The 22,197-nt window shown below is 73.7% G+C and carries 26 protein-coding genes; 13 read left to right on the forward strand and 13 right to left on the reverse strand.

The window, feature by feature from the left end:
• Positions 1–52 precede the first annotated feature (52 nt).
• The 3 genes from ACFFIA_RS06950 (at position 53) to ACFFIA_RS06960 (ending at position 3,634) form a co-directional block, all read left to right on the forward strand.
• On the forward strand, positions 53–577 hold the full coding sequence (locus ACFFIA_RS06950) for a PadR family transcriptional regulator (RefSeq protein WP_377247220.1): 525 nt from the start codon (positions 53–55) through the stop codon (positions 575–577).
• Complete coding sequence (locus tag ACFFIA_RS06955) at positions 574–1,287, forward strand: ABC transporter ATP-binding protein (RefSeq protein WP_377247223.1); 714 nt, start codon at positions 574–576, stop codon at positions 1,285–1,287. The genes ACFFIA_RS06950 and ACFFIA_RS06955 overlap by 4 nt, the downstream gene beginning before the upstream one ends.
• 94 nt (positions 1,288–1,381) lie before the next feature.
• Positions 1,382–3,634: an FtsX-like permease family protein gene (locus tag ACFFIA_RS06960; protein WP_377247226.1), complete on the forward strand. Its 2,253-nt coding sequence runs from the start codon at positions 1,382–1,384 to the stop codon at positions 3,632–3,634.
• A gap of 100 nt (positions 3,635–3,734) precedes the next feature.
• Here the strand turns inward: ACFFIA_RS06960 and ACFFIA_RS06965 are convergent, their stop codons facing one another.
• Together ACFFIA_RS06965 and ACFFIA_RS06970 are read right to left on the reverse strand one after the other, a co-directional pair.
• Complete coding sequence (locus tag ACFFIA_RS06965) at positions 3,735–4,211, reverse strand: OsmC family protein (RefSeq protein ID WP_377247229.1); 477 nt, start codon at positions 4,209–4,211, stop codon at positions 3,735–3,737.
• A gap of 100 nt (positions 4,212–4,311) precedes the next feature.
• Positions 4,312–4,821, reverse strand: a complete 510-nt coding sequence (locus tag ACFFIA_RS06970; protein WP_377247232.1) for a MarR family winged helix-turn-helix transcriptional regulator — start codon at positions 4,819–4,821, stop codon at positions 4,312–4,314.
• 92 nt (positions 4,822–4,913) lie between these two features.
• Here ACFFIA_RS06970 and ACFFIA_RS06975 point away from each other — a divergent pair, with 92 nt between their 5' ends.
• Both ACFFIA_RS06975 and ACFFIA_RS06980 read left to right on the forward strand, forming a co-directional pair.
• Positions 4,914–5,486 carry an NADPH-dependent FMN reductase gene (locus tag ACFFIA_RS06975; protein WP_377247235.1) on the forward strand — a complete coding sequence of 191 codons (573 nt, stop codon included), beginning with the start codon at positions 4,914–4,916 and terminating at the stop codon, positions 5,484–5,486.
• A gap of 177 nt (positions 5,487–5,663) precedes the next feature.
• Complete coding sequence (locus ACFFIA_RS06980) at positions 5,664–5,882, forward strand: hypothetical protein (RefSeq protein ID WP_377247238.1); 219 nt, start codon at positions 5,664–5,666, stop codon at positions 5,880–5,882.
• Between the two features lie 73 nt (positions 5,883–5,955).
• Here the strand turns inward: ACFFIA_RS06980 and ACFFIA_RS06985 are convergent, their stop codons facing one another.
• Positions 5,956–7,680, reverse strand: coding sequence for a substrate-binding domain-containing protein (locus ACFFIA_RS06985; protein ID WP_377247241.1), 1,725 nt, complete (start codon positions 7,678–7,680; stop codon positions 5,956–5,958).
• A 180-nt stretch (positions 7,681–7,860) separates the two neighbouring features.
• Between ACFFIA_RS06985 and ACFFIA_RS06990 the strand changes: the two genes are divergently transcribed.
• Positions 7,861–8,685, forward strand: coding sequence for a DUF1206 domain-containing protein (locus tag ACFFIA_RS06990; RefSeq protein ID WP_377247244.1), 825 nt, complete (start codon positions 7,861–7,863; stop codon positions 8,683–8,685).
• Between the two features lie 47 nt (positions 8,686–8,732).
• Here the strand turns inward: ACFFIA_RS06990 and ACFFIA_RS06995 are convergent, their stop codons facing one another.
• The 3 genes from ACFFIA_RS06995 to ACFFIA_RS07005 are packed head-to-tail and all read right to left on the reverse strand — an operon-like array spanning position 8,733 to position 11,001.
• Positions 8,733–9,443 (reverse strand): anti-sigma factor family protein, encoded by a 711-nt coding sequence (locus ACFFIA_RS06995; RefSeq protein WP_377247247.1) that lies wholly within the window; start codon positions 9,441–9,443, stop codon positions 8,733–8,735.
• On the reverse strand, positions 9,443–9,982 hold the full coding sequence (locus tag ACFFIA_RS07000; protein WP_377247250.1) for a sigma-70 family RNA polymerase sigma factor: 540 nt from the start codon (positions 9,980–9,982) through the stop codon (positions 9,443–9,445). Before ACFFIA_RS07000 ends, ACFFIA_RS06995 begins: the two co-directional genes overlap by 1 nt.
• A 59-nt stretch (positions 9,983–10,041) precedes the next feature.
• The gene (locus tag ACFFIA_RS07005) at positions 10,042–11,001 is read right to left on the reverse strand and encodes a DUF1996 domain-containing protein (protein WP_377247253.1); all 960 of its coding nucleotides are present in this window, start codon (positions 10,999–11,001) and stop codon (positions 10,042–10,044) included.
• Between the two features lie 169 nt (positions 11,002–11,170).
• Here ACFFIA_RS07005 and ACFFIA_RS07010 point away from each other — a divergent pair, with 169 nt between their 5' ends.
• Positions 11,171–12,160: a hypothetical protein gene (locus ACFFIA_RS07010; protein ID WP_377247256.1), complete on the forward strand. Its 990-nt coding sequence runs from the start codon at positions 11,171–11,173 to the stop codon at positions 12,158–12,160.
• 113 nt (positions 12,161–12,273) lie between these two features.
• On the opposite strand, the gene ACFFIA_RS07015 is transcribed toward ACFFIA_RS07010, so the two are convergent.
• From ACFFIA_RS07015 to ACFFIA_RS07030, 4 genes are read right to left on the reverse strand one after another with little or no spacing between them, the layout of a single operon-like run.
• Positions 12,274–12,759 (reverse strand): glutathione peroxidase, encoded by a 486-nt coding sequence (locus ACFFIA_RS07015; protein WP_377247259.1) that lies wholly within the window; start codon positions 12,757–12,759, stop codon positions 12,274–12,276.
• Between the two features lie 51 nt (positions 12,760–12,810).
• Positions 12,811–13,344, reverse strand: coding sequence for a DUF2231 domain-containing protein (locus ACFFIA_RS07020; RefSeq protein WP_377247262.1), 534 nt, complete (start codon positions 13,342–13,344; stop codon positions 12,811–12,813).
• Between the two features lie 32 nt (positions 13,345–13,376).
• Positions 13,377–13,841: an SRPBCC family protein gene (locus tag ACFFIA_RS07025; protein WP_377247265.1), complete on the reverse strand. Its 465-nt coding sequence runs from the start codon at positions 13,839–13,841 to the stop codon at positions 13,377–13,379.
• 28 nt (positions 13,842–13,869) lie between these two features.
• Positions 13,870–14,304 carry an ATP-binding protein gene (locus tag ACFFIA_RS07030; protein ID WP_377247268.1) on the reverse strand — a complete coding sequence of 145 codons (435 nt, stop codon included), beginning with the start codon at positions 14,302–14,304 and terminating at the stop codon, positions 13,870–13,872.
• Positions 14,305–14,447: 143 nt separating this feature from the next.
• On the opposite strand from ACFFIA_RS07030, the gene ACFFIA_RS07035 reads away from it, so the two are divergent.
• A complete protein-coding gene (locus tag ACFFIA_RS07035; protein ID WP_377247271.1) occupies positions 14,448–15,674 on the forward strand; it encodes a PP2C family protein-serine/threonine phosphatase in 1,227 nt (408 codons plus the stop codon).
• A gap of 691 nt (positions 15,675–16,365) precedes the next feature.
• On the opposite strand, the gene ACFFIA_RS07040 is transcribed toward ACFFIA_RS07035, so the two are convergent.
• Genes ACFFIA_RS07040 through ACFFIA_RS07055 form a run of 3 tightly spaced genes read right to left on the reverse strand, consistent with a single transcriptional unit; the run spans position 16,366 to position 17,730 of the window.
• A complete protein-coding gene (locus ACFFIA_RS07040) occupies positions 16,366–16,773 on the reverse strand; it encodes a VOC family protein (protein WP_377247274.1) in 408 nt (135 codons plus the stop codon).
• Positions 16,757–17,398, reverse strand: a complete 642-nt coding sequence (locus ACFFIA_RS07045; RefSeq protein WP_446686959.1) for an SRPBCC domain-containing protein — start codon at positions 17,396–17,398, stop codon at positions 16,757–16,759. Before ACFFIA_RS07045 ends, ACFFIA_RS07040 begins: the two co-directional genes overlap by 17 nt.
• A complete protein-coding gene (locus tag ACFFIA_RS07055) occupies positions 17,395–17,730 on the reverse strand; it encodes an ArsR/SmtB family transcription factor (protein WP_377247277.1) in 336 nt (111 codons plus the stop codon). Before ACFFIA_RS07055 ends, ACFFIA_RS07045 begins: the two co-directional genes overlap by 4 nt.
• Positions 17,731–17,826: 96 nt before the next feature.
• Here ACFFIA_RS07055 and ACFFIA_RS07060 point away from each other — a divergent pair, with 96 nt between their 5' ends.
• The 5 genes from ACFFIA_RS07060 (at position 17,827) to ACFFIA_RS07080 (ending at position 22,152) form a co-directional block, all read left to right on the forward strand.
• Positions 17,827–18,438, forward strand: coding sequence for a GvpL/GvpF family gas vesicle protein (locus ACFFIA_RS07060; protein WP_377247280.1), 612 nt, complete (start codon positions 17,827–17,829; stop codon positions 18,436–18,438).
• Positions 18,439–18,468: 30 nt separating this feature from the next.
• Positions 18,469–19,410 carry an anti-sigma factor family protein gene (locus ACFFIA_RS07065; protein WP_377248280.1) on the forward strand — a complete coding sequence of 314 codons (942 nt, stop codon included), beginning with the start codon at positions 18,469–18,471 and terminating at the stop codon, positions 19,408–19,410.
• 2 nt (positions 19,411–19,412) lie between these two features.
• Positions 19,413–19,976 carry an RNA polymerase sigma factor gene (locus tag ACFFIA_RS07070; RefSeq protein ID WP_377247283.1) on the forward strand — a complete coding sequence of 188 codons (564 nt, stop codon included), beginning with the start codon at positions 19,413–19,415 and terminating at the stop codon, positions 19,974–19,976.
• A 170-nt stretch (positions 19,977–20,146) separates the two neighbouring features.
• On the forward strand, positions 20,147–21,331 hold the full coding sequence (locus tag ACFFIA_RS07075) for a phosphotransferase (RefSeq protein ID WP_377247286.1): 1,185 nt from the start codon (positions 20,147–20,149) through the stop codon (positions 21,329–21,331).
• 56 nt (positions 21,332–21,387) lie between these two features.
• Positions 21,388–22,152 carry a putative protein N(5)-glutamine methyltransferase gene (locus ACFFIA_RS07080; RefSeq protein WP_377247289.1) on the forward strand — a complete coding sequence of 255 codons (765 nt, stop codon included), beginning with the start codon at positions 21,388–21,390 and terminating at the stop codon, positions 22,150–22,152.
• Positions 22,153–22,197 lie beyond the last annotated feature (45 nt).

The raw sequence follows: 22,197 nt of genomic DNA on the forward strand, positions 1-22,197 counted from the left end.
TACACACAGCATCTATACATGGCGCGTATACCTATGGTGTAGAGTTCTCGGCATGTCGATCGGACAGACCTTCCTGGGGCTGCTGGAGTCCAGCCCACGGCATGGCTACGACCTCAAGCGGGCCTACGACGAGCGCTTCGGTCACAGCCGCCCGCTGCACTTCGGCCAGGTGTACGCCACGCTCTCCCGCCTGCTCAAGAACGGCCTCGTGGAGGTCGAGAGCGTGGAGCCGGGCGGCGGGCCGGAGCGCAAGCGCTACGCGATCACGCACGCGGGCGTGACCGACGTGTCCCGGTGGCTGGCCCAGCCGGAGAAGCCAGAGCCGTACCTACAGACCACGCTCTACACGAAGGTCGTGCTCGCCCTGCTCACCGGCCGGTCGGCGGCCGACCTGCTGGACACGCAGCGGGCCGAGCACCTGCGCCTGATGCGCGAGCTGACCCGCCGCAAGGCCACCGGCGACCTCGCCGAGCAGCTGATCTGCGACCACGCGCTCTTCCACCTCGAGGCCGACCTGCGGTGGCTGGAGCTGACCGCCGCCCGCCTCGACGAGCTGGCCAAGACGGTGACGGCATGAGTGAGCACGGCGAAGCCGCGTCGCGGGCGGGGCGCGCGCTGCTGGTCGCCGACGACCTGCGCAAGGCGTTCGGCGCGACGCCCGCCCTCGACGGCGCCTCGATGGCGATCGACGCGGGCGAGGTGGTCGCGGTCATGGGCCCGTCCGGCTCGGGCAAGTCGACGCTGCTGCACTGCCTGGCCGGCATCGTGCCCCCCGACTCCGGCCGCGTGCTCTACGAGGGCCGCGAGGTCTCCACGATGAGCGACGGCGAGCGGAGCGCGCTGCGGCGCGGGCAGTTCGGGTTCGTGTTCCAGTTCGGGCAGCTCGTGCCGGAGCTGACCTGCCTGGAAAACGTGGCCCTCCCGCTGCGGCTGGCGCGGACCCGGCGGCGGGCGGCGGAGCGGCGGGCGGCCGAGTGGCTGGAGCGGCTGGAGGTCGCCGGCGTCGCCGGCAAGCGGCCGGGCGAGGTCTCCGGCGGCGAGGGGCAGCGGGTCGCGGTGGCCCGCGCACTGGTCACCTCGCCCAAGGTGATCTTCGCGGACGAGCCCACGGGGGCGCTCGACTCGCTCAACGGCGAGCGCGTCATGCGCCTGCTCACCGCCGCCGCCCGGGAGACGCGCGCGGCGGTGGTGCTGGTGACGCACGAGGCGCGCGTCGCCGCGTACTCGGATCGGGAGGTCGTGGTCCGCGACGGCCGCACCCGCGACCTGGCCCGGATGGCGTCATGAGCGAGCGAGTTGGCGCGGCGGCGTCTGGACTGGGCGGCCCAGCCTTCAGCGCGGCACGAGCGAGCGGCACGGCGCGAGTGGCGTGGGAGGCCCGGTGAGGATCGTCAGCGACCTGCTGCTCGGCGCGCGGCTGGCGTTCGCTGGCGGGCGGGACGGATGGACCCGCGCGGTGCTCACCGCGGTCGGCGTCGGCATCGGCGTGGCCATGCTGATGCTCGCCGCGGCGGTGCCGGGCGCGCTGGACGCCAGGGAGGCGCGCGGCTCCGCCCGTGGCGCGCTCGGCATCGGCGACCAGGCCACGCCGGGCGAGGCGACGATGCTGGTCGCCCCCTTCGACACCGAGTTTCGCGGGATACCGGTGCGCGGGCGGATCCTGCGCCCCGAGGGGTCGAGGCCGCCGCTGCCGCCGGGCGTCGCCGCCATCCCCCGGGCCGGCGAGGTGGTCGTCTCCCCCGCGCTCCGCGACGTGCTGAGGTCGGGCGACGGTGCGCTCTTCGCGCCCCGCCTCGGCGGCGCCACGGTGACCGGCACGATCGGCGACGCAGGGCTTGCCGGCCCCGGCGAGCTGGCGTTCTACCTCGGCAGCGACACACTGACCGCGGATCGGGCGGGCCGGATCGACAGCTTCGGCGACCGGACGTTCAACGAGGGCCTCGGCCCGGTCCTGACCCTGCTCGTCGTGATCATTTTCGTCGTACTCCTGCTGCCCATCGCGGTCTTCCTCGGCGCGGCCGTACGCTTCGGCGGCGAGCGCCGGGACCGGCGGATGGCCGCCCTCCGCCTGGTCGGCGCCGACCGGCGGATGACCCGGCGGATCGCCGCCGGGGAGGCAGCCGCGGGCGCGCTGCTCGGCGTCGCGGTCGGCGCGGTGCTCTTCCTGCTCGGCCGCCAGCTCGTGCCGCTGGTCACGCTCTGGGACATCAGCGTCTTCGCCGGCGACGTACGCCCGCCCCGGGAGACCCAGATCCTCATCGCGGTCGCCGTGCCGGTGCTCGCGGTGGTGGTCAGCATGATCTCGCTGCGCGGCGTCGTGGTCGAGCCGCTCGGCGTCGCGCGCCGCACCGCGCCCACGCGCCGCCGGCTCTGGTGGCGGCTGATCCTCCCGCTGCTCGGCGTCGCCCTGCTATATCCGCTGATCGGCAACGTGCGCGACGCCGAGCAGGGCAACCAGTACCAGATCGCGGCCGGCGCCGTGCTCCTGCTGATCGGCGCGGTCACCCTCCTGCCCTGGCTGATCGACCTGGTGGTACGCCGCATGCGCGGTGGCGCCGTGCCCTGGCAGCTCGCCATCCGCCGGCTCCAGATCGACAGCGCCACCTCGGCTCGGCTGGTCAACGGCGTGGCGGTGGCGGTCGCCGGCACGATCGGCCTGCAGATGCTCTTCGCCGGCGTCCAGCACGAGTACCGCCACGACACCGGGCAGGACCCGGACCGCGCCCAGGCGTACGTGCACGTGCGGACCTCCGACGGGCCGGGCACGATGGCCCGGCTCGCGGCGGCGCCCGGCATCGCGGAGGTGACCGGCACGCTCCAGGCGGCGGCGACCCCGGTGGGCGAGCCGGAGCGACATGTCGAGGTCCACATCGGAGACTGCGCCGCGCTGGCCGAGCTGGCCACTGTGGAGGGTTGTACGGACGGCGCCGTCTTCCTCAGCGGCGGTGGCGTGGCCGCGGGCGACCGCCTGGTGCTCGGCGACGGCGGTCCACAGTGGATCGTCCCGGCCAGCGCCCGCCCGGCCCAGGTGCGCCCCGACCCGAACGGCTGGACCCGCGAGGGCGTGCTCGCCACGCCCGCCGCCCTCGACACCAGCCGGCTCGGCCCGCTGAACGCCAGCCTCTACGTCAGCACCGACCGGCGCGACCCGGACGCGATCGAGCACGTACGCAACGCGGCCGCCGCCGTCAGCCCACTCGCCTCGGTGGGGACACTCGTCGAGACACAGGAGGCGCGCCGCTTCACCAACATCCGGCGCGGCCTCTACATCGGGGCGGTGGTGACCCTCCTGCTGGTCGGTGCCAGCCTGCTGGTCGGCATTCTGGAGCACCTGCGCGAACGCCGCCGCCTGCTCGCCATGCTGGTCGCGGTCGGCACGCGGCGCGGCACGCTCGCCTGGTCGGTGGTCTGGCAGACGGTGGTGCCGGTCCTGCTCGGACTCGCTTTGGCCGTACTCTTCGGGCTGGCGCTGGGCGCTGTGCTGCTACGCATGGTGGGCGTGCCGATCTCCATCAGTTGGCCGGTGGTGGGCATGTCGGCCGGCCTGGCCACGGCCGTGATGCTGGCGGTCACGCTGCTCAGCCTCCCGCCCCTGTGGCGCCTCATGCGCCCCGACGGCCTCCGCACCGAGTAACGCCCCCGGCGCCAGCGGGCGAACTCCGCCCCGGCGTGCTGGGCCAGTGTGTGTCGGCGAACTCGGCGACCGCCTGCGATGGCGTCGAGCAGCGCCGCCGCTACGCCACCACCGCCACGCGGACCACCGGTGTGTGCCGCACCGGGAAGTTGACCGAGCTGGCGATGAAGCAGTCGCGGTGAGCATCCTCGTGCAGGCGGGTCGCCGTCTCGACCATCTCCGGCTCAGCGACCGTGACCTCCGGGCGGAGCACCACCTCGGTGAAGTGCCCGCCGTTGCCGGCCTGCTCCATCGAGCCGAGGACGGCGTCGGTGTACGCGGTCACCACCACGCCCGCCACCGCGCAGTGGTGCAGGTAGGCGAGCATGTGGCACTCGGCGAGGGCGGCGACGAGCAGCAGCTCAGGGTTCCACCGCGCGGGGTCACCACGGAACGCGGGGTCGGCGCTGCCGGCGATGTCCGGGCGCCCCTCGGTCTCCACGTCGTGGTCCCGGCCGTAGTCGCGGTATCCGCTCGTGCCCGTGCCGCGGTTGCCGGTCCACCGCACGGCGACCTCGTACGTGTGCGTCCGTCCCATGGGCGGCAATCCTAGGCGCCCCCGCCGGCACGGCAGAGGCCGCCCGCACTCGGCACCGCCAACCACGAGCCAGGCGCCGCCAACCACAAGGCAGGCGCCGTCAGCACCCCGGCGGGGCGCAGCTCTCCTCGTCCTGCGTGCCGGGGCGGCCGGCGGCGCGCAGGTTGGCGAGCACCGCCTCGGAGATCTCGGCCAGCGCGTCCAACTGCTCCTTCGTGAGCTGCTCGATCAGCCACCGCCGCACGTGCTCGGCGCGCAGGGGCGCCGCGCCCTCGATCGCGTCGCGGCCGGCGGGGGTGATGGCGATCTCGGCGCCGCGCGGGGTGTCCGCGCACTTCTCGCGCGTGACCAGGCCGCGCTCGGACATCCGGGTCAGGTGGTGGTGGAGGCGGCTCTTCTCGAAGTCGGTGACCAGGCCCAGCTCGAACGGGCGCATCCGCCCGCCCGGCGCGGCGGCGAGCGCGGTCAGCACCACGTAGTCGGGCTCGGACAGGCCGGTCTCGCGCGCGAGATGGTGGCTCAGCCGACGCCACAGCAGCACCTGCATGTCGTAGAACGCCTGCCAGGTGCGCTGCTCTCGGTCGTCGAGCCACTCGGCCGTGCCGGTCATGTGACCAATCCTACGGCCTAGTTGATACATCAACCCGGGATGCGTACAGTGCGGATGACACGTCAACCCGACGACAGACCGAGGGCAGACCCATGACCAAGATCGGCATCATCATCGGCAGTACCCGCCCCGGGCGCCGGGCGGAGACCGTAGCCCGCTGGGTGCACGGCATCGCCAGCAAGCGCACCGACGCCGAGTTCGAGCTGGTCGATCTCAAGGACTTCGACCTCCCCCACCTGGACGAGGAGGTCCCCGCCTCGCAGGGCGTCTACGCCAACGCGCACACGCGGGAGTGGGCCCGGGTCGTCGACTCGTACGACGGGTACGTCTTCATCACGCCCGAGTACAACCACTCCACCTCCGGCGCACTCAAGAACGCGATCGACTTCGTCTACAACGAGTGGACGAACAAGGCGGCCGGCTTCGTGTCGTACGGCTCGGTCGGCGGCGCGCGGGCCGTCGAGCACCTGCGCCTCGTGGTGGGCGAACTCCAGATCGCCGACGTGCGGGCCCAGGTCGCGCTGAGCCTCTTCACCGATTTCGAGAACTTCACGGTGCTCACGCCGTCGCCGTTCCAGGAGTCGCAGCTCACCACCATGCTGGACCAGGTCGTGGCGTGGAGCGCGGCGCTGCGGACGGTACGCCAGGCGGCCGTCCCGGCCTGAGTCCACCGGGGACACGGCGCGGCCGCCCCACCAGCGGCCGCAGCCGTGCCCGCCCCGCTGGCGCGAGCGGCGCGGACACCACCAGACCGGTCAGGAATCGAGAAGCATCCGCCCCGAATCCGCACTTAGCGTGACCGCCATGGACATCACGATCCGCCCGCCGTCCGAGGAGGTCCGTTGAACGGGAACAAGTGGATCCGGCAGATCCACCGCTGGCTGGCCATCGCCTTCACGGTGGCCGCGCTCGTCGTCACCGTCGCCGTCGCGACCCAGGAGGAGCCGCCCGCGGTGGTGTACCTCTCGCCGCTGCCCCCGCTCGCCCTGCTCCTGCTCACCGGCCTGTACCTCTTCGCGCTCCCCTACACCGCCAAGCGGCGGGCCGCCCGGCGACCCTAGAGCACAGATCCGAAGAGCACAGATCCGAGCTACCGCGATGCCCGTCGCGGTCCAGGCCGCTGCTCCCGCAGCCTCACCCTCCGCTCGGGCGGAGCGAGATGCCCTTGAGGAACGCCTCGCCGATCTGGGCCGGGTCCTTGGCGATCAGCACGCCGCCGCCGGTGGTGCGGGTGATCTGGTCGAGCTCGGTGCGGTTCACCGCGTCGCCCAGGCCCAGGATGATCACTTGGATCGGCCGCTTCGGGTCTTTGAGCTCCTCCAGGCGGTTGAGCAGCGCGGGGAGCGAGAGGCCGCCGTCCGGGTCGTCGTTGCCGATGCCGTCGGTGAGGATCAGCACCGAGTTGACCCGGCCCGCCTGCCAGCCGTCCTGCACCGTCTCGTACGCGGCGGCGAGCGTGTCGTAGAGGCCGGTGTCGCCGTTTTGCTTCGGCTGGATCTTGCCGATCTCCTCCAGCAGCGTGGCGCGCGTGCTGGCGAGCGGGCCGATCGGCGCGATCTCCCGCCAGTCTTTGCCGTCGCCGAGGTTGGTGGAGAAGACCCACACGCCGACCGCCCAGTCGTCGCCGAAGAGCGCGAGACCGCGGCGGGCCGCCTCCTTGGTGACCTCCATCCGGGTCGCGCCGCCGGCGCTCGGCACCGCACCGCGCATCGTGCCGGAGATGTCGAAGACGGCGAGCATCCGGGCCGGCGCGGTGACCGCCGTCCAGTTGGAGAGCGTACGGTCGACGGCCTCGGGATCGGGCGCGCCGCCCTTGCCCCCCGCGGCCGGCGGGGCGGTCTTCTCCGGGCCGCCGGCCGGCACCGCGAAGCCGCTGCCGGTCGAGCCGTCCGGCGCGCGCAGCCCGAGCGCGCCGAGCCGGTCCCGGAACGCGGACTCGTTGAGCGCCCTGTGCAGCGACTCGGCCGCGGCGGTCTTGTCCGGGTCGGTGCCGGGCATCACCGCGTACGGGTAGTCGAGCGGCGTGGGGGCCGGGTCGAGGTAGATCGCGGCCAGCGGCACCGGCGGCTTCTTCGCGTTGTACCGGATCACGTCCTCTTCGGAGAGCGTCGCGACGCCCAGCCCGGAGGCGAGCGACGCCGAGTCGGCCGCCTGCGGAAACTTCGCCGTGAGGTCGTCGCGGACCGTCGACCGGCCGGCCGCCAGCGCGCGGAGCGCGGCGGTCTGTACCGACTGCGCGTTCGCCCCGGACTGGGCCGCGGCGGCGAGCGCGAGGAGCCCGGCCAGGCCGGCCGCGTCGCGGGTCGGCTCGACGATGCCGGCGCGCAGGCCGCTGCCGGTGAGCATCTGCTGGAGGAGGGCGGGCAGATCGGGCTTCTTCTCCGGCCAGCCGAAGGTCTTCGCGATCGGCTCGGGGATCGCCAGGACGACCGGGCTGTGCGCGACCGACGCGCCGTTGGTCGGCGTGAACCCGGGCGCCGCCGCCTTGAGCCGGTGCAGCCAGATCGAGGAGTCGGAGATCCACACGTCGGGGATGGTGACGCTCCCGCTCGCCCCGCCGACGCCGGTCAGCGCCACGCCGTGCTTGGCGGCGAGGGCGGCGGCCAGGTCGACCGGGCTGGCCTCGCCGACCTCGACACCGACGCAGACTCCGCCGGTGGAGGCACCTTCGGCGACCCACTCCTCCGCGGTGGCGCGCACGTCGCCCACCAGCTCCTGCGGGGCGGCCACGGTCAGCTTGACCTGCCCGCTGCAATCGTCGCCGGAAAGCTCCCGGTATCCGAAGTATGATCCACCGACGACTACAATGAGCGCCACCGCCGCCGCGATGGCGCCAAACGCGGGAAATCGTTCTCGCATGCGATGACGGCCAGGCACGGGATCCATCCTGCTGAGCCGAACGGCTGGTTGCCACGGCTGTTCGGCGGAACGTTACCGAGTGGAAAGTTTTCACTAAACTTCTGTGACATCGGGTAGTCGGCGCACTCCAGGCCGTGTGTGAAGGTTTGGGAAACGGACCCCGAGGTCATTCAGTGCTCCATGGCGCGAACCCCCCTCGCGGTCCTCACCCGAGCCGGCTTCATCGGGTATGGCCTGGTCCATCTCCTCTTCGCCTGGCTGATCCTCCAGGTCGCCTTCGGCCAGCCAGCCGACGAGGGCGACCAGTCCGGCGCACTCCGTACTCTCGCCGAGCAGCCGCTTGGCGGGTTCCTCGTCGTCGCGGTCGCGGTCGGGCTGCTCGCGATGGCGGTGTGGCAGATCCTCGAGGCGGCCGGCGGTCACCGCGCCGACCGGGGCACCGAGCGCACGCTGGAGCGGGTCGGCTCCGCCTGCCGCGCGGCCGTGTACCTCTACTTCGCCTGGACCGGGCTGAAGGTCTACCAGGAGGCCGACTCGTCCAGCGCGGACAAGCAGCAGGAGCTGACCACCGAGCTCATGAGCTCGGCGGGCGGCCGCTGGGTCGTCGCGCTCGCCGGCCTCGGGCTCGCCGCGCTCGGTGCCGGGCTGGTCTGGTACGGCATGGTCAAGCGCTTCGAGAAGCACCTGCTCATCCACCAGATGGGGCCGACCGCCCGCAAGGTCAGCCGCCGGCTGGGCGTGGTCGGCTACGTCGCCAAGGGCTGCGCGTACGGCATCGCCGGCATCCTCTTCGCGGTCGCCGCGTTCACGTACGACCCGGAGAAAGCGCGCGGCCTCGACGCCACCCTGCACACGCTGCGCGAGCAGACGTACGGAACGGTGCTGCTGGTGGCCATGGCGGTCGGCATCGCCGCGTACGCCGGGTTCTGCCTGGTGCAGGCGAAGTACCGCGAGGTCGACGCCCCGGACGTGACGTCGCCCATCCGCGCCGGGGCGTCCGCCTGAGACGCGCCGCGGCGGCGCGCCCGACCGGGTGCGCCGCCGCCTCGTGCTCACACGGGGACCGACACGAAGGTCTCCCCCGCGGTGTTTCGCACCTCGATGGCGACCACGTCGTCGGGCGGCACCGAGGCGCTGCCGTCGAGGTTGGTGCCGTCGTGCTCGCCCTGCTCGGAGACGAGCCAGCCGGCCGCGATCTCCCGCTCGCCGGTGCTGCTGACCACGATCAACTGGCAGTCCTCCCCGGCCGGGATGCCGATTACGGAGGCGTTGACCCGGACCCAGCCGGCCGCCGGCACGACCCGGGCGGTCATCCGCACGCCGCTCGACGCGTCGGCGGTGGTGTTGACCCGCGTGCCGGGCGGCAGCGGCGAGACGGTCGGCGCCGCCGACGGCGGCACCTGGGCCGCCTGCTCCGGCGCGGTGCCCCGGCCGAGCGCGACGCCGGCACCGAGCGCGCCGGCCAGCAGCACCGCGGCGGCGGCCACGGCCGGCAGCCAGCGGCGGCGGCTCGCGGCGGTCACCTCCGTGCGCACCTGCCGGAGGGTGCGCTGGAGGACCAGGTCGGCGTCGGGCGGCCCGTGCGTCAACGCCTCCGGCGGGATGTCCTCGAGCACGTCCTTCACCGCCTCAAGCTCCACGACGTCGGCCCGGCAGATCCCGCACTCGGCCAGGTGGGCGTCGACATCGCGCCGCTCGTCGGGGTCGAGCGTGTCCAGCACGTACGCGCCGAGCAACTGCGCGTCATGCGCCTCGGCACTCATCATGCCGCCCCTTTCAGGGCGGCCGACCGCCCTACCAGCAGCTCTCGCAGGTTCTTCAACGCGTTGTGCGAACGGGACTTGACCGTACCGGCCGGGATGCCGAGGTGTTCGGCCGTCTCGGCGACGCTGCGCCCCTGGAAGTAGATCTCCACCAGTACGCGGCGGTGCTCCTCGGAGAGGTGCTCCAGCGCCTGCAAGGCCACCATGGAGTCCACCACGCGGTCGGCGTGGTCGCGCTCCACCGGCCCGACCGAGGCGGTCTCGGCCACCTCCACCGGACGGATCGCCCGGGCGCGGGCCCGGTCGGTCATGACGTTGCGAGCGACGGTGAACATCCAACCCCGGATCGAGCCGGTCTGCTCGGACAGCGTCTCCGCATGCCGCCAGGCCCGGATCAGGGTCTCCTGGAGCACGTCCTCCGCCAGGGCGCGGTCCCCCGCGATCCTGGTGACGTACGCCAGGATCGCCGCGCCGTGCTGCTCGTAGAGCGACCGGACCAACGCCTCGTCGCTGGAAGTCGGTGGCCGTCCCCTCGCCATCCGCCGTCCCGCCCTTCGTCAGAGAGTCACCACCACTACGGCCACGGGACCGGGCGGGTTCACGCGCACTCCGCACCGGTGTTGAGGCAGCGCACCACGCGAGTCATCAGCGGCTCCGGCATGAGGTTGACGAAGAACGCGTGATCGGTCTGCGGGGCGTTGCGCTGCGGCGGGAACGAGTCGATCGCGAACCGGTCGCCGTCGGGCCGCGGGTACTCCACCGTGACCCGCATCCGGGGCACCGGGAACGTGCCGGCCGGGCAGGCCCCGCTGGCCGCCGGGAAGACCAGGTGGGCGCGGTGGTTGGGGCTGTCCACGCGGCGCCCGTCCCAGCAACTCGGGAAGTCGAAGACCCGCACGACCCGGTCGCCGCGGGGGCAGAGCGGGTAGCGGTCGGTGCGCCGCTGCGGTGTGCCCGAACAGGTCCACGCGCGGGTCGCCTGGCCGGCGGGCGTGGTGGCGGTGTTGGCGTCGCCGACCGTGCCGCGCAGCAGCGGGGGCATCGCGACGACCGGCCCGGCCGGGTTGCCGTACGCGGTGAGCGTCACCGCCGCCGGCGCCGCGATCGTGCCGTGCGCCGGCCCGCCGGCCCGCTCGCCGGTCCGCAGCACCGGCCAGTAGTACGTGGACAGATCGCCGTTGCCGCAGCTCGTGGTGGCGGCGGCGAGGCTCGCGTCGGTGCTGTCCACATCGGTCGAGAGGTTGCCGACGTACTCGTGGACGTGGTGCGGCGGGCCGGCCACACCAGGCACCACGACGACGTTGGCGGTGTTGCGGTGCCCCTCCTCGTTGCGCCCGCACGACCACGTGTACGCCCGTGTGGCCGGCTCGGGCGGTGCGAAGGGCGCGGCGGCGATCTCGACGTACTCCCCGCCGCGCGGCGCCGGGGTCGTCCACTGTGGAATGACGATCGTCGCCGCGAGGAGGGTCAGCTCGACGCCGGCGATCAGGAGGTAGAAGCGCGCGGGGGAAAAGCCTGTGAACCGGCCGGCTCCACCAGTCGTATTGGAGCCAACCAACTGAATCACCTGCCCCGGCGACAGCTCCACCGAATGAGCTGCGCTCGGGAAACGCCGCCGCGCCCTGCCAAGCCCTGCGGCACAACACATCCCGCGTCGCTCCTGCTGACTATGCCAGGCGCGACCGGCGACCGCAATGCCGTCGTACCTCGCTGAGGAGTCAGTCCACATGAGAAACCGCCGCTTCCTCGCCACGCTCGGCGGCGTGATCGCCGTCGCCGGCCTCTCCGCCTGTTCGCTGACCGCGCCCAAGGCCGAGCCGGTCTTTCGGACCCCGCCCGCCGAGCCCGCCGCGACAGCCACGCCCGCGCCGGATTCCGGTGCCGCCGCGGGCGCCGAGGCGCCGCCGGCCACCGGTACCCCGCAGGTGCTGCGGATCGCCAAGCTCGACGGCTTCTCGCCGGTGGTCGTCAACGGCAAGGGGCGCACGATCTACCGCTTCGACCGGGACCGGAACGACCCGCCCGCCACCACCTGCGTCGACGGCTGCGGCCAGACCTGGCAGCCGGTGCTCGCCCCGAACGGCGTCGAGGTGGACGCCGGCATCGAGGACGACCTGGTCGGCACCGTCGCCCGGCCGGACGGCAACGACCAGCTCACGCTCAACGGCTGGCCGCTGTACTACTTCCACGAGGACCTGAAGCTCGGCCAGACCGCCGGGCACGGCACCGGCGACGTGTGGTGGGCGATCTCGCCGATCGGCGGCCGGGCGGAGAAGTCGGCCGACCCCGCGCCGGCCACGAAGCCGCAGGTGCTACGGCTCGCCGAGGTCGACGGCCTCTCCCCCGCGGTGGTCGTCAACGCCAAGGGCCGCACGATCTACCGCTTCGAGAAGGACGACAACAGCCCGTCCCGTACGACCTGCGTCGAGACTTGCGCGCAGACCTGGGAGCCGGTGCTCGCGCCGAACGGCGTGCAGGTCGGCGAGGGCATCGACGGCGGCCTGGTCGGCATCGTCAAGCGGCCGGACGGTGGCCGGCAGCTCACGCTCAAGGGGTGGCCGCTGTACTACTTCCACAAGGACCTGAAGCTCGGCCAGATCGCCGGCCATGGGACGAAGGACCAGTGGTTCGCGATCACCGCCGGGGGCGGCAAGGCGAAGAAGAGGTCTGCCTCCTCCGGCGGCTCCAACTCCGGATCCGGCGGCGACTCGTACTAGAAGGGGGACTCGTACTAGAAGGGGGGACGTGCCGGCCGGCGGCTGCACCCCGCCGGCCGGTTCGCCGTGCTCGCCCCTGTGGCGGGCCCGGGGGCGGCCCCTGGAAACAGGCCCTACGGGAGCGTGCCCTCGACGGCCTGGACCAGGTCGGGGTCGTCGGGCGTGACGCCGGGCCGGAAGCGCCGCACGACCTCGCCCTCGGGCGAGACGAGGAACTTCTCGAAGTTCCACTTGACGTCGCCGGCCTCGCCGTCGGCGTCGTACGCGCGGGTCAGCAGGCTGTAGAGCTGGTGCTGGCCCGGCCCGTTCACCTCGGTCTTCTCCAGCAGCGGAAACGTCACGCCGTACGTGGTGGAGCAGAACTCCGCGATCTCCTCGGCCGTGCCCGGCTCCTGCCCGCCGAACTGGTCGCAGGGGACGCCCAGCACGCTGAAGCCTCGGCCGGCGTAGGCCTCGTGCAGCCGCTCGAGTGCGGCGTACTGGGGCGTGAGACCGCACTTCGAGGCGACGTTCACGATGAGCAGGGCCTGGCCCCGGTAGTCCGCCAGGGAGGCCGGCTCGCCGGCCAGTGTCCGGACCGGGACGTCGTAGATCGTCATGCCCCCATCATGACCCGCCTAGCCGGCGTTCCACCGCGCGGGCCGACCAGGTCACATCTGGGAGGTACGCGGCCGCCCGGTCGCGGGGCGTGCCGCGCCGGTGCCGGTACCCGGGCCGCCCAGCGAGCTGGGCGCGTCCGGGTGAGCCCTCTCGTGCACGCCGATGCCGAGCCGGTCGACCAGTTCGCCGCCGAACCACGCCGCGGTGCCGCCGAGCGCGACCGCGATCACCTCCAGCGCGAAGGCGCCCCCGCCGGCCGCGTGGTTGGTGTTGCCGACCCGGATCAGCCAGGCGATGACGAAGAGCACGAGTACGGCCGCGTTGAGCAGCCCGTGCACGCGTCCGACCCGCTTGGCCCGCGTGCCGGACGGGATCGAGGTGAAGTCGGCGAAGCCGGTGAGCGCGGCGAGCACCGCGCCGATGATCCCGGCCGAGATCATCCAGAAGCCCACCTCGGCGAACACGCCGTTGTCGCTGAACAGGTGGATCAGGTCGAAGATGGTACCGGTGACGAAGAGCCCGAGCGGGAACACCACCAGCATCGGGTGCACCGGGTGTCCCAGGACTCGCACACGTGTCTTCACTGGTTCTCCCCCTAGAAGTCGGGTCCAGCTCGCTAGAAATCGGGTACGACGGACCGGTCGGTGGCGCGGCGCTCGGCCAGGTCGGCCAGGCGCCGCAGCGACTCCCGGTTGCGCCGGTGTATGACGAGGTCGTTCACAGCGGTGCGGAGCCCGCGCAGCGGTCCGGCGTGAAAGTCCTCGGCCATCCGCACGGTCGTGTGTCCCGGATCGAGCTCGACCAGGGTGATCAGCACGTCGGCCTCGCCCAGCGGCCACAGCCGGGGACGCAGGTGCAACTCCCGGAACGTGTCGCTGGCGATCACCATCGTGCTGTCGTGGATCGAGACCGGCCACGGCCCGGCCTTGTGGTGGATCTGCGTGCCGGGCGCCGGCCAGTCGGGGTCGACGTCCCGGATGTGGGCGGTCCCCACTACCCAGTCGCTGTACGTCCAGCCGTCGGCCAGAATCGTCCAGACCCGGTCGGGAGTCGCCGCCACGGTCCGTTCCACCTCCGCCATGGCGGAGGGATTCCCCTGGTGCGGTGCCTCATGCGCTCCCGGGCAGGCGGGTGCTGATCCGCACGATCGTGCCGGCGGGACCGCTCTCGATCTCCATGCTGTCGCTCATCTGGCTGGCGATCCACAGCCCCATCCCGCCTTCGCTGGAGGGCAGCGGACGCTCTCGGCGCTCGACGTACGGCGCGGAGATGAAACCGGGACCGCCGTCCCGAACCTCGCAGTGGAGCCGCTGGTCGGCCCAGATCCGCAGCTCGCCGGTGCCGCCGCCGTGGCGTACGGCGTTCGCCATCAGCTCGTTGACCGCCGTGACCCAGTCGCTCGCCTCGTCCCCGGGCATCCCGCAGTCGAGCGCGATGGTCTCCACCTGCACACGGATCGCGGGCAGGCGCCCCGGCCCGATCGGGACATGGAGCAGCGGACGCACGTCGGGGACCAGATGGCGATCCGGCGAACGCCCGAGCACGACCACTCCCTCCTCGCGGTCCTTCCTACGGCTGGATCACACGCACGGAGGAATGTACCCACCTACGCGGAACCAAACCCGTCCTTTCCGCCAGTGGTGTGGTGGCCCACAGTCCCGCCGGTCAGGCGTACTACGCTTCTGCCGTGATCCACGAGCAGCGAGAAGAGAGCGACGAGCGGCTGCGCCGCCTCGAAGCGCTCACCGACACCTCGCTGTCCCAGCTCGACCCGCACGACCTGCTCGACGAGCTGCTCGACCGGGTCCGCGACGTGCTGCGCACCGACACCGCGGCGATCCTGCTACTCGACGCACACGCGCAGCAACTCGTCGCGACCGCCGCCAAAGGGCTGGAGCGGGAGGTGCGGGAGGGCTTCCGGATCTCGGTCGGGCGGGGCTTCGCCGGCCGGGTCGCCGCCGAGAAGCGCCCGGTCGTCATCCCCGACGTCCGCCCCGGCGACGTGGCCAACCCCCTGCTGCTGGAGGCGGGGATCCGCTCGCTGCTGGGCGTGCCGATGTTCGCCGCCGGCGAGGTGATCGGCGTGCTGCACGTCGGCTGCCGCAGCCCGCGCCAGTTCACGCCGGACGACATCCGGCTGCTGCGGATCGCCGCCGACCGGGCCAGCGCGGCGACCCGGGTACGGGCCAGCGGCATCGACCGCACCGCCGCGCTGGCGCTCCAGCGCAGCCTGCTCCCCACGCGCCTGCCGGAGGAGCCGGGCCTCGACAGCGCCGCCCGGTACGTACCCGGCCACGACGCGGGCGTCGGCGGCGACTGGTACGACGTCTTCCCGCTCCCCACCGGCTGGCTCGGCGTGGTGATCGGCGACGTCTCCGGGCACGGCCTGGCGTCGGCGGTGGTGATGGGGCGGCTGCGCAGCGCGCTGCGGGCGTACAGCCTGATCGGCGACGACCCGGCCGAGGCGCTCACGCGGCTCGACCGGAAGGTGCACCACTTCGAGGCGGGCAACCTCGCCACCGTGCTGTACGCGACAATCTCGCCGGACCGCTCGACCATCCGGATGTCCCTCGCCGGTCACCTGCGTCCCGTGCTGGCGGCGCCGGGCCAGCCGGCGGTCGTCGCGGAGGCGCCGGTCGACCTCCCGCTCGGCCTCGGTGGCCACCAGGCCGAGCGACGCGTGGCGGAGCTGCCGTTCCCGCCCGGCGGGGTGCTGGTCTGCTACACCGACGGGCTGATCGAGCGCCGCAACGAGGTGATCGACGAGGGCATCGAGCGGCTGCGCGCCGCCGTCTCGCCCGGCCCGGCGGAGTGGGTCTGCGACACCGTGATGGCCCGACTCGCCGAGGAACGCCCGGGCGACGACATCGCCCTGCTCGCCATCCGCCGCGCCGGCCCCGAGAGCGCCTCCTAGCACGGCACCAGCGGCCACCGGCCACTGATCACCTCGCCGGACGCAGCCGCCAAGAGGCCGAGGTGGTCGCGTGGCTGGGCCGCGTTCGGACCTGGTGTCGTCTGTGGGAGAAGCTGTCGAGCTGGGCGCACCGGTGCGTCCAACCCCGGGACGGGCGCCGGATGCGCGGCTCGTGGTGTGGATACCGGGTCCGGCGGGCCAGCCGCGCCGGACCCGGCGGGGGTGTATGTGGGCGTTGTCGGGGACATAGCCCTTTCAAACCGGCCGCAAGGGTCTACGTCCCTGACATAGCCTCTTGCGAAGCGACCGGGCCCGGACCGGGCGCCGCTGGTCCAACAACTATCCCGACCTATCGCTGGGCTGAGGGAGCGTGCCGGCGATTCGGCGCGAGTTGGGCGCGTTGGTGCGCCCAGCTCGACAGTTCTCTTGAACACGGACCCGACCTGCCGCGCCCGCGGCAACCCCGGGCTGGTCGCGGACAACTTCTTGCCGTGAGTGAGGACCCGAGATCCGCAGGATGGTGCCCGGGACCGAGACCCGCCCGCGTTGGGTCGGGTCGAGATCGTGGGGACGCGGAGGGTGCGGCTGCGGGAGCAGCGGCCCGGAGCGCGACGGGCATCGCGGCAGCTCCCCTCTGTCAAACCGGAATCGAACCGCGACGCAAAGCGCGAACCTCGACCGCGACAGATCTCTAGACACGCGACGAGATCTGCTGCACGGCCCAGGCGTTGCCGTCGGGGTCGGCGAAGAAGACGAAGCCGACGTTGTCCAGCGGGTCGTCGACCGGACGCGGGTTCTCCCCCATCACCCGCACCTCGCTCACCTCGACCCCGCGCTCGACGAGCTGCGCGCGCGCCTTGTGGATGTCGGCGACCACGAGCTGGAGCCCTTTGAGCGAGCCGGGCGGCATCTCCGGCACCGCGCCCTTGCCGATCACCACCGAGCAGCCGGAGCCGGGCGGGGTCAGCTGCACCACGCGCACGTCCTCGCTGATCACCGTGTCGTGGTCGACGTTGAAGCCGAGCCGGTCGGCGTAGAACGCCTTCGCCCGGTCCACATCGGACACCGGTACGACGACGACCTCAAGAGTCCAGTTCATCGGGGATTCCTTCCATGAGTAGCTGGTCGAGGCGGTCGAAGCCCTCTCCGACGCCGCGGGCCATCGGGTAGCGGAGCACGCGGTCGCGCCCCTCGGGAGTCGCGTAGCGCACCGTGCTGGTCAGGTCGGTGCGGCCGGCACGCTCGACGAACTCATGCGTGATCAGCGTCTCGCCGGGATAGGACTGGTCGTCGAAGACCTCGGTGAGGACCAGCCGGGCGTCCGGCTCGACCTCCCGGTAGACGCCGCTCTGCGCCATCCGCTCGCCGCCCGCCCCCACCGAGTCGAAGACGCCGCCCCGCGCCATCCGCTCGCCGCCCAGCGCCGTCGCCTGCGAGTCGAAGGCGCCGCCCCGCGCAGTCTTCTCCGAGACGCGGACCGTGCCCAGCGCCGCCCCCTCCGAGCCGGCGCCGCCAGCCCGCGCCATCCGCTCCGAGACGAACCGGTACGCGCCGCCGACCCGCAGGTCGATCTCGCAGGTGACCAGGTGCCAGCCCCGCGCGCCGTACCACCTCGTGAGCAACTCTGGGCGGGTGAACGCGGCGAAGACCAGCCGCCGGGGCGCGTCGAACGAACGGGCCAGCACGATCTCCCGGTCGGACGGCGTGGTGACGACGAGGCTCATGCCTCCGCCTCCCCCTGGAGCTCGCGCAGCAGCCCGTCGAGCCGCTGGTAGCTCTCCTCCCAGTAGTCGCGGTAGCCCTCCAGCCACTCGACCGCCTCCTTGAGCGGGCGCGCCTCCAGCCGACAGGGTCGCCGCTGCGCGTCGCGGCCACGGGTCACGAGCCCGGCGCGCTCCAGCACCTTGAGGTGCTTGGAGATCGCCGGCTGGCTCATCCGGAACGGCGCGGCCAGCTCGGTGACCGTCGCCTCCCCGGCCGCCAGGCGGGCCAGGATCGCCCGCCGGGTCGGGTCGGCGAGGGCCGCGAACGTCGCGTCCAGCACATCGGCAGTCATTTATAACCTCTTGGTTTCATAACCTTCTGGTTTTGTACCCGCCCGCCAGCCGCGATGTCAAGTGATCCGCCCTCGTCCGGGGCGCGTACCAGGGGCGTGAACGGCGCAGCCGTGTACGTCTTCGGAGTGGTCGCGGCCGACCACCCCGCCAGTCCGGCCGACCTGGTCGGCCTCGGCGGGCCCGACACGCCCCTGTGGCGGGTCCCCGCCTCCGCGACCGCCGCGGTGGTCGCCGCCGCGCCGGGCTGGCTCCGCGCCCGCCCGCGTGACCTACTCGCCCACCAACTCGTGCTCGACTGCCTGTGGCAGGGCGGGCCGGTGCTGCCGGTGCGGTACGGCGTCGTCGCGCCGAACGAGGAGACGCTCCGCGCCGAGCTGCGGCGGTGGACCGTACGCCACATGGAGGGGCTCGCCCGCGTCGCCGGCCGGATGCAGCTCGACGTGACCGTGCGGCCGGCGGCGCTCGCCGGTCGGGTTCACGACACACTGGCACCGCTCGCGGTCCGCCGGTCCGGAGCGCGGTTCCTGGTCGAACAGGACACAGTGGACACCTTCCGCGCCGCGGTCGCCGCGCTCGACCGTGCCCTGGCCAGCGAGGGGCGGGTACGCGCGATCGGTCCCCTGCCGCCGTACGGCTTCACGGAGCCGATCATCGGCCGGCCGGCGCGGCTGCGGGCGGGCGGGCCGCTGCTCGACCGGTCCGGTTGACGGGCGGTACCGTCGGGGGCGGTGACCGCGATGCATGCGCATGACGAGGTGCTCGACCTGATCGGTGCGTGGGCCCTGGATGCCTGCGACCCCGACGAGGCGGCACGTGTGGACGTCCACCTGGCGGGCTGCCCACCCTGCGCGGCGCAGGCGCGGCGCCTGCGGGCGGGCGCCGGCTGGCTCGCCGCCGACCGCGTGATACCGCCGCCCCGCGCCCTGCGCCACCGTGTGCTGGCCACGGCCCGTGCCGCCCGCCCGCCGACGCTGATGCCCACGCTCGTCGGGGCGTACGCGGGGCAGGCCGCCCTCCTCGACGGCCTCCTCGGCGCGGTGCGCGACGACGACTGGGCCCGCACCGACCCCCGTCACGAGACGGTCGGCGGCGTGGTGGCTCACCTCGCCGGAAACGACGCGATGCTCGCCGCCGACCTCGGCCTGGCGGTGGTGCCGGTGCCCGACGGGCCGGTCGCCGAGGTGCACGCCGCGTGGCGCGAGCAGAGCCGGGTCATCGTCGACGGCCTCGCCGGCCAGGAGAGCGCGCTCGACCAGCCGGTGCGGCTCGCGCACACCGGGCCGCCGCCGCGGCGGCCGCTGCGCGACGCGCTGGTGCAGCGGGCCTTCGAGACCTGGATCCACCTCGACGACATCGGCGCCGCGGTCGGCCGTGGCACCACCACGCCCCCGCCGGAGCAGGTGCGCCGCATCGTCGACCTGGCCGCCGCGCTCCTGCCGGAGGCCCTGGAGGGGAGCCCGGCGGGCACCGTCCGGCTCGTGCTCGACGGGGCCGGCGGTGGCGAGTGGACACTCCCTTGTGGACCGGGCGGCGAGACCACGATCTTCGCCGACGCGGTGGAGTTCACCCGCCTGGTCGCCAACCGGCGCAGCGCCGAGACGCTCCCGCACTCCGCCACCGGCAGCCCGGCCGTGTCGACGCGTGTCCTGAGCGTCGCCGCGACGCTGGGATGTGACTGAGCGTGCCCGCCGACGACAGCGACGTACGGCTGCGGGAGCGGCTCGTCGCCGGCGACGGTGACGCGCTCGCCGAGGCGTACGACCGGTGGTCCGGCCTGATCCACACGCTCGCGCTGCGGATCACCGACGACGCGGCGGCGGCCGAGGACATCACGCAGGACGTGTTCGTGGGGCTGTGGCAGCGCCCGGAGGCGTACGACCCCGAGCGCGGCGCGCTGCGCACCTGGCTCTGCATGCTCGCCCGGAGCCGCGCGCTCGACTGGACCCGGCGGCGGGAGACGCGGGCCCGCTACCACGCGGCGGCCGGCGCGGCGGCGGCCTCCTCCTACGCCGACATCGACGACCTGGTCATCTGGCACACCGAGACCAAGGTCGTGCGCGAGGCGGTGCGGGCACTCCCCGATCTCCAGCGGCAGGCGGTGCACCTGGCGTACTACCGGGGGCACACCTACCGGCAGGTGGCCCGGGCGCTCAACATCCCGGAGGGCACCGCCAAGTCGCGACTCCGCCTGGCCCTCGCCAGCATCGCCGACCGCCTCGCGGCCGAGGGCATCCTGGAGCGCTGACGCTTGACACTCGCCGGTCGGGGCGAGCTAGTCTCGGCGCAGCGCGTTGGGGATCGCGCCGCGACTCGCCGGAAGGCTAGAAGCCACCCCCGCGCTTGCCTGCCCAGTGAGGCCCGCCGAAGCTCTCACCTCTGCCCGTGCGAGTCCGGGCGCCAAGTGAGGTGTTTGGCGTGAAGACGCTCCCCGACAACCCCCATCTCGACCACCTGCGCCAGCAGGCCAAAGACCTGCTGGCCGGGCTCCGGGACACCGACCCCGCCGCCACGCTCGCAGACGCGCAGGCGTCGCTCGCCGGGCAGTACGGCTTCCGCGGCTGGACCGACCTCAAGGCCGAGGTCGACCGCGTGCGCGGGCGGGCCGACGTGGCCGACCCGGAGCTGGCCCGGGCCGTCGCCGAGCGGTACGACCTGGGCGAGGTCACCGGCCCGATGCGCGCGCTCGCCCGCCCCGACGACATGGGGCGGCGCTGGTCGCTCGACACCGACCGCGGCCGGTGGCACCTGCGCGGGCTGGACACCTGGTGGCCGATTGTCGACGCGGAGACCGACACCGCCCTCCAGGAGGCCGCCGCGGCCGCCGGCGTGCTGCTCCCCACGCCGGTACGCAGCCGCGACGGCGCGGTGGTCGAGTCGGTCGGCGGCCACCGGTGGCGGGTCTACACCTGGCCGCCGTCCGGTCCCGCGCTCGCCGCGCCGGCCAGCGCCCGGGTCACCCGCGCGGTCGGCGAGGTGCTCGCCACGGTGCACGGGCTCGCCCTCCCGGTCGAGCGCACCTGCCCCTGGCACACGACCCGCCTCTCCGGCGTGACCTGGGCGCAGTGGGCCGCCCGCGCCGAAGCCGGCGGCGCCGCCTGGGCACCGGCGATGGCCGCCGCGGCGCCGGTGCTCACCGACCTGGAGGCACTGCGCGACAGCCACGCCGGGGCGGACGGCGAGCCGGTGCTCTGCCACAACACGCTCGGCCCGGCGAACGCCCGCCGTACCCGCGACGGCCGCCTCCTGATCGTGGGCTGGGAGCACGCGGGCGGCCAGCCGCCGCACTGGGAACTGGCCAACGCGCTCCTCGACTGGGCGGTGGAGCCCGGCGGCGGGGTCAACGTGGCCGGCGCCCGCGCGCTCGTCGACGGCTACCGGGCCACGGCGGGCGAGGTCCCCGCGCTCAGCCTGGCGAGCTTCCGCGGGGCGGTGACCAGCCTGGCCAACTACGTCGCCGGCGAGGTCGACACCGCGCTGGCCACTCCTCCCGGCGAGCAGCGGCGGTACGCCGACCGCGTCGTCCACCACGTCCTGACCCACCTGGCGACGCGGTCGACACTGGAGCGACTGCTCGACGCGGTCACGCCCGTCCACCGGTGACCCGCGCCGCTCCGCGGTGGCGGTCGGCGCGGCGGGCCTGGGTAGCATCGGGTCGCGTGTCGGTCGTCAACCGGCTGCGCGCCGCCGGATGCGTCTTCGCCGAAGACGAGGCGCGCCTGCTCACCGCCGCCGCGGGCACGCCCGCCCAGCTCACCGCGCTGGTCGACCGGCGGGTCGCCGGCGAGCCGCTGGAGCACGTGCTGGGGTGGGCGGAGTTCTGCGGGCTGCGGATCGCGGTCGACCCGGGCGTCTTCGTCCCGCGCCGCCGCACCGCGCTGCTCGTCCGCGAGGCGGCCGCGCTCCTCGCCGGCCGGGGCGCCGCGCCGGTCGTCGTCGACCTCTGCTGCGGCTCCGGGGCCGTGGGCGCCGCCGTGGCCGAGGCCACCGGGCCGGTCGAGCTGCACGCCACGGACGTCGACCCCGCGGCGGTACGGTGCGCGCGGCGCAACCTCGCGGCCGCCGGCGGCCAGGTGCACCAGGGCGACCTCGACGCGCCCCTCCCCGCCGGCCTGCGCGGGCGGGTCGAGGTACTGGTGGCCAACGTCCCCTATGTCCCGACCGCCGAGGTGGCGCTGATGCCGCCCGAGGCCCGTGTCCACGAGCCGCGGGTCGCGCTCGACGGAGGCGCGGACGGCCTCCAGGTGCTCCGCCGCGTGGCCGCCGCCGCGCCGGGCTGGCTCGCGCCCGGCGGCCACCTGCTGATCGAGACCAGCGAGCGCCAGGCCGCGGCGGCCGAGGCCGCGTTCAGGGCCGCCGGCCTCACGACCCGCCTGGTCACTGACGACGACCTCGGCGCCACAGCCGTGGTCGGCCGGCGCTGACCCCGCCGGCGGTGGCGGGCCGGGCGGTTGACCCGCGCCGGCCCA

Origin of the sequence: Phytohabitans kaempferiae, assembly GCF_042433955.1 — a bacterium.
In the GTDB taxonomy this organism is placed as follows: Bacteria; Actinomycetota; Actinomycetes; order Mycobacteriales; family Micromonosporaceae; genus Phytohabitans; species Phytohabitans kaempferiae.

Excerpts from the sequence above, each read along its gene's own strand:
- ACFFIA_RS06990 (WP_377247244.1), top strand. The coding sequence starts at position 7,861 with ATGGCGCGAACCCCCCTCGCGGTCCTCACCCGAGCCGGCTTCATCGGG.
- ACFFIA_RS06965 (WP_377247229.1), bottom strand. The coding sequence starts at position 4,211 with ATGGGACGGACGCACACGTACGAGGTCGCCGTGCGGTGGACCGGCAAC.
- ACFFIA_RS06985 (WP_377247241.1), bottom strand. The coding sequence starts at position 7,680 with ATGCGAGAACGATTTCCCGCGTTTGGCGCCATCGCGGCGGCGGTGGCG.
- ACFFIA_RS07055 (WP_377247277.1), bottom strand. The coding sequence starts at position 17,730 with ATGACTGCCGATGTGCTGGACGCGACGTTCGCGGCCCTCGCCGACCCG.
- ACFFIA_RS06950 (WP_377247220.1), top strand. The coding sequence starts at position 53 with ATGTCGATCGGACAGACCTTCCTGGGGCTGCTGGAGTCCAGCCCACGG.
- ACFFIA_RS07040 (WP_377247274.1), bottom strand. The coding sequence starts at position 16,773 with ATGAACTGGACTCTTGAGGTCGTCGTCGTACCGGTGTCCGATGTGGAC.
- ACFFIA_RS07010 (WP_377247256.1), top strand. The coding sequence starts at position 11,171 with ATGAGAAACCGCCGCTTCCTCGCCACGCTCGGCGGCGTGATCGCCGTC.
- ACFFIA_RS06975 (WP_377247235.1), top strand. The coding sequence starts at position 4,914 with ATGACCAAGATCGGCATCATCATCGGCAGTACCCGCCCCGGGCGCCGG.
- ACFFIA_RS06995 (WP_377247247.1), bottom strand. The coding sequence starts at position 9,443 with ATGAGTGCCGAGGCGCATGACGCGCAGTTGCTCGGCGCGTACGTGCTG.
- ACFFIA_RS07025 (WP_377247265.1), bottom strand. The coding sequence starts at position 13,841 with ATGGCGGAGGTGGAACGGACCGTGGCGGCGACTCCCGACCGGGTCTGG.
- ACFFIA_RS07015 (WP_377247259.1), bottom strand. The coding sequence starts at position 12,759 with ATGACGATCTACGACGTCCCGGTCCGGACACTGGCCGGCGAGCCGGCC.
- ACFFIA_RS07045 (WP_446686959.1), bottom strand. The coding sequence starts at position 17,398 with ATGAGCCTCGTCGTCACCACGCCGTCCGACCGGGAGATCGTGCTGGCC.
- ACFFIA_RS06970 (WP_377247232.1), bottom strand. The coding sequence starts at position 4,821 with ATGACCGGCACGGCCGAGTGGCTCGACGACCGAGAGCAGCGCACCTGG.
- ACFFIA_RS06955 (WP_377247223.1), top strand. The coding sequence starts at position 574 with ATGAGTGAGCACGGCGAAGCCGCGTCGCGGGCGGGGCGCGCGCTGCTG.
- ACFFIA_RS07000 (WP_377247250.1), bottom strand. The coding sequence starts at position 9,982 with ATGGCGAGGGGACGGCCACCGACTTCCAGCGACGAGGCGTTGGTCCGG.
- ACFFIA_RS07065 (WP_377248280.1), top strand. The coding sequence starts at position 18,469 with ATGCATGCGCATGACGAGGTGCTCGACCTGATCGGTGCGTGGGCCCTG.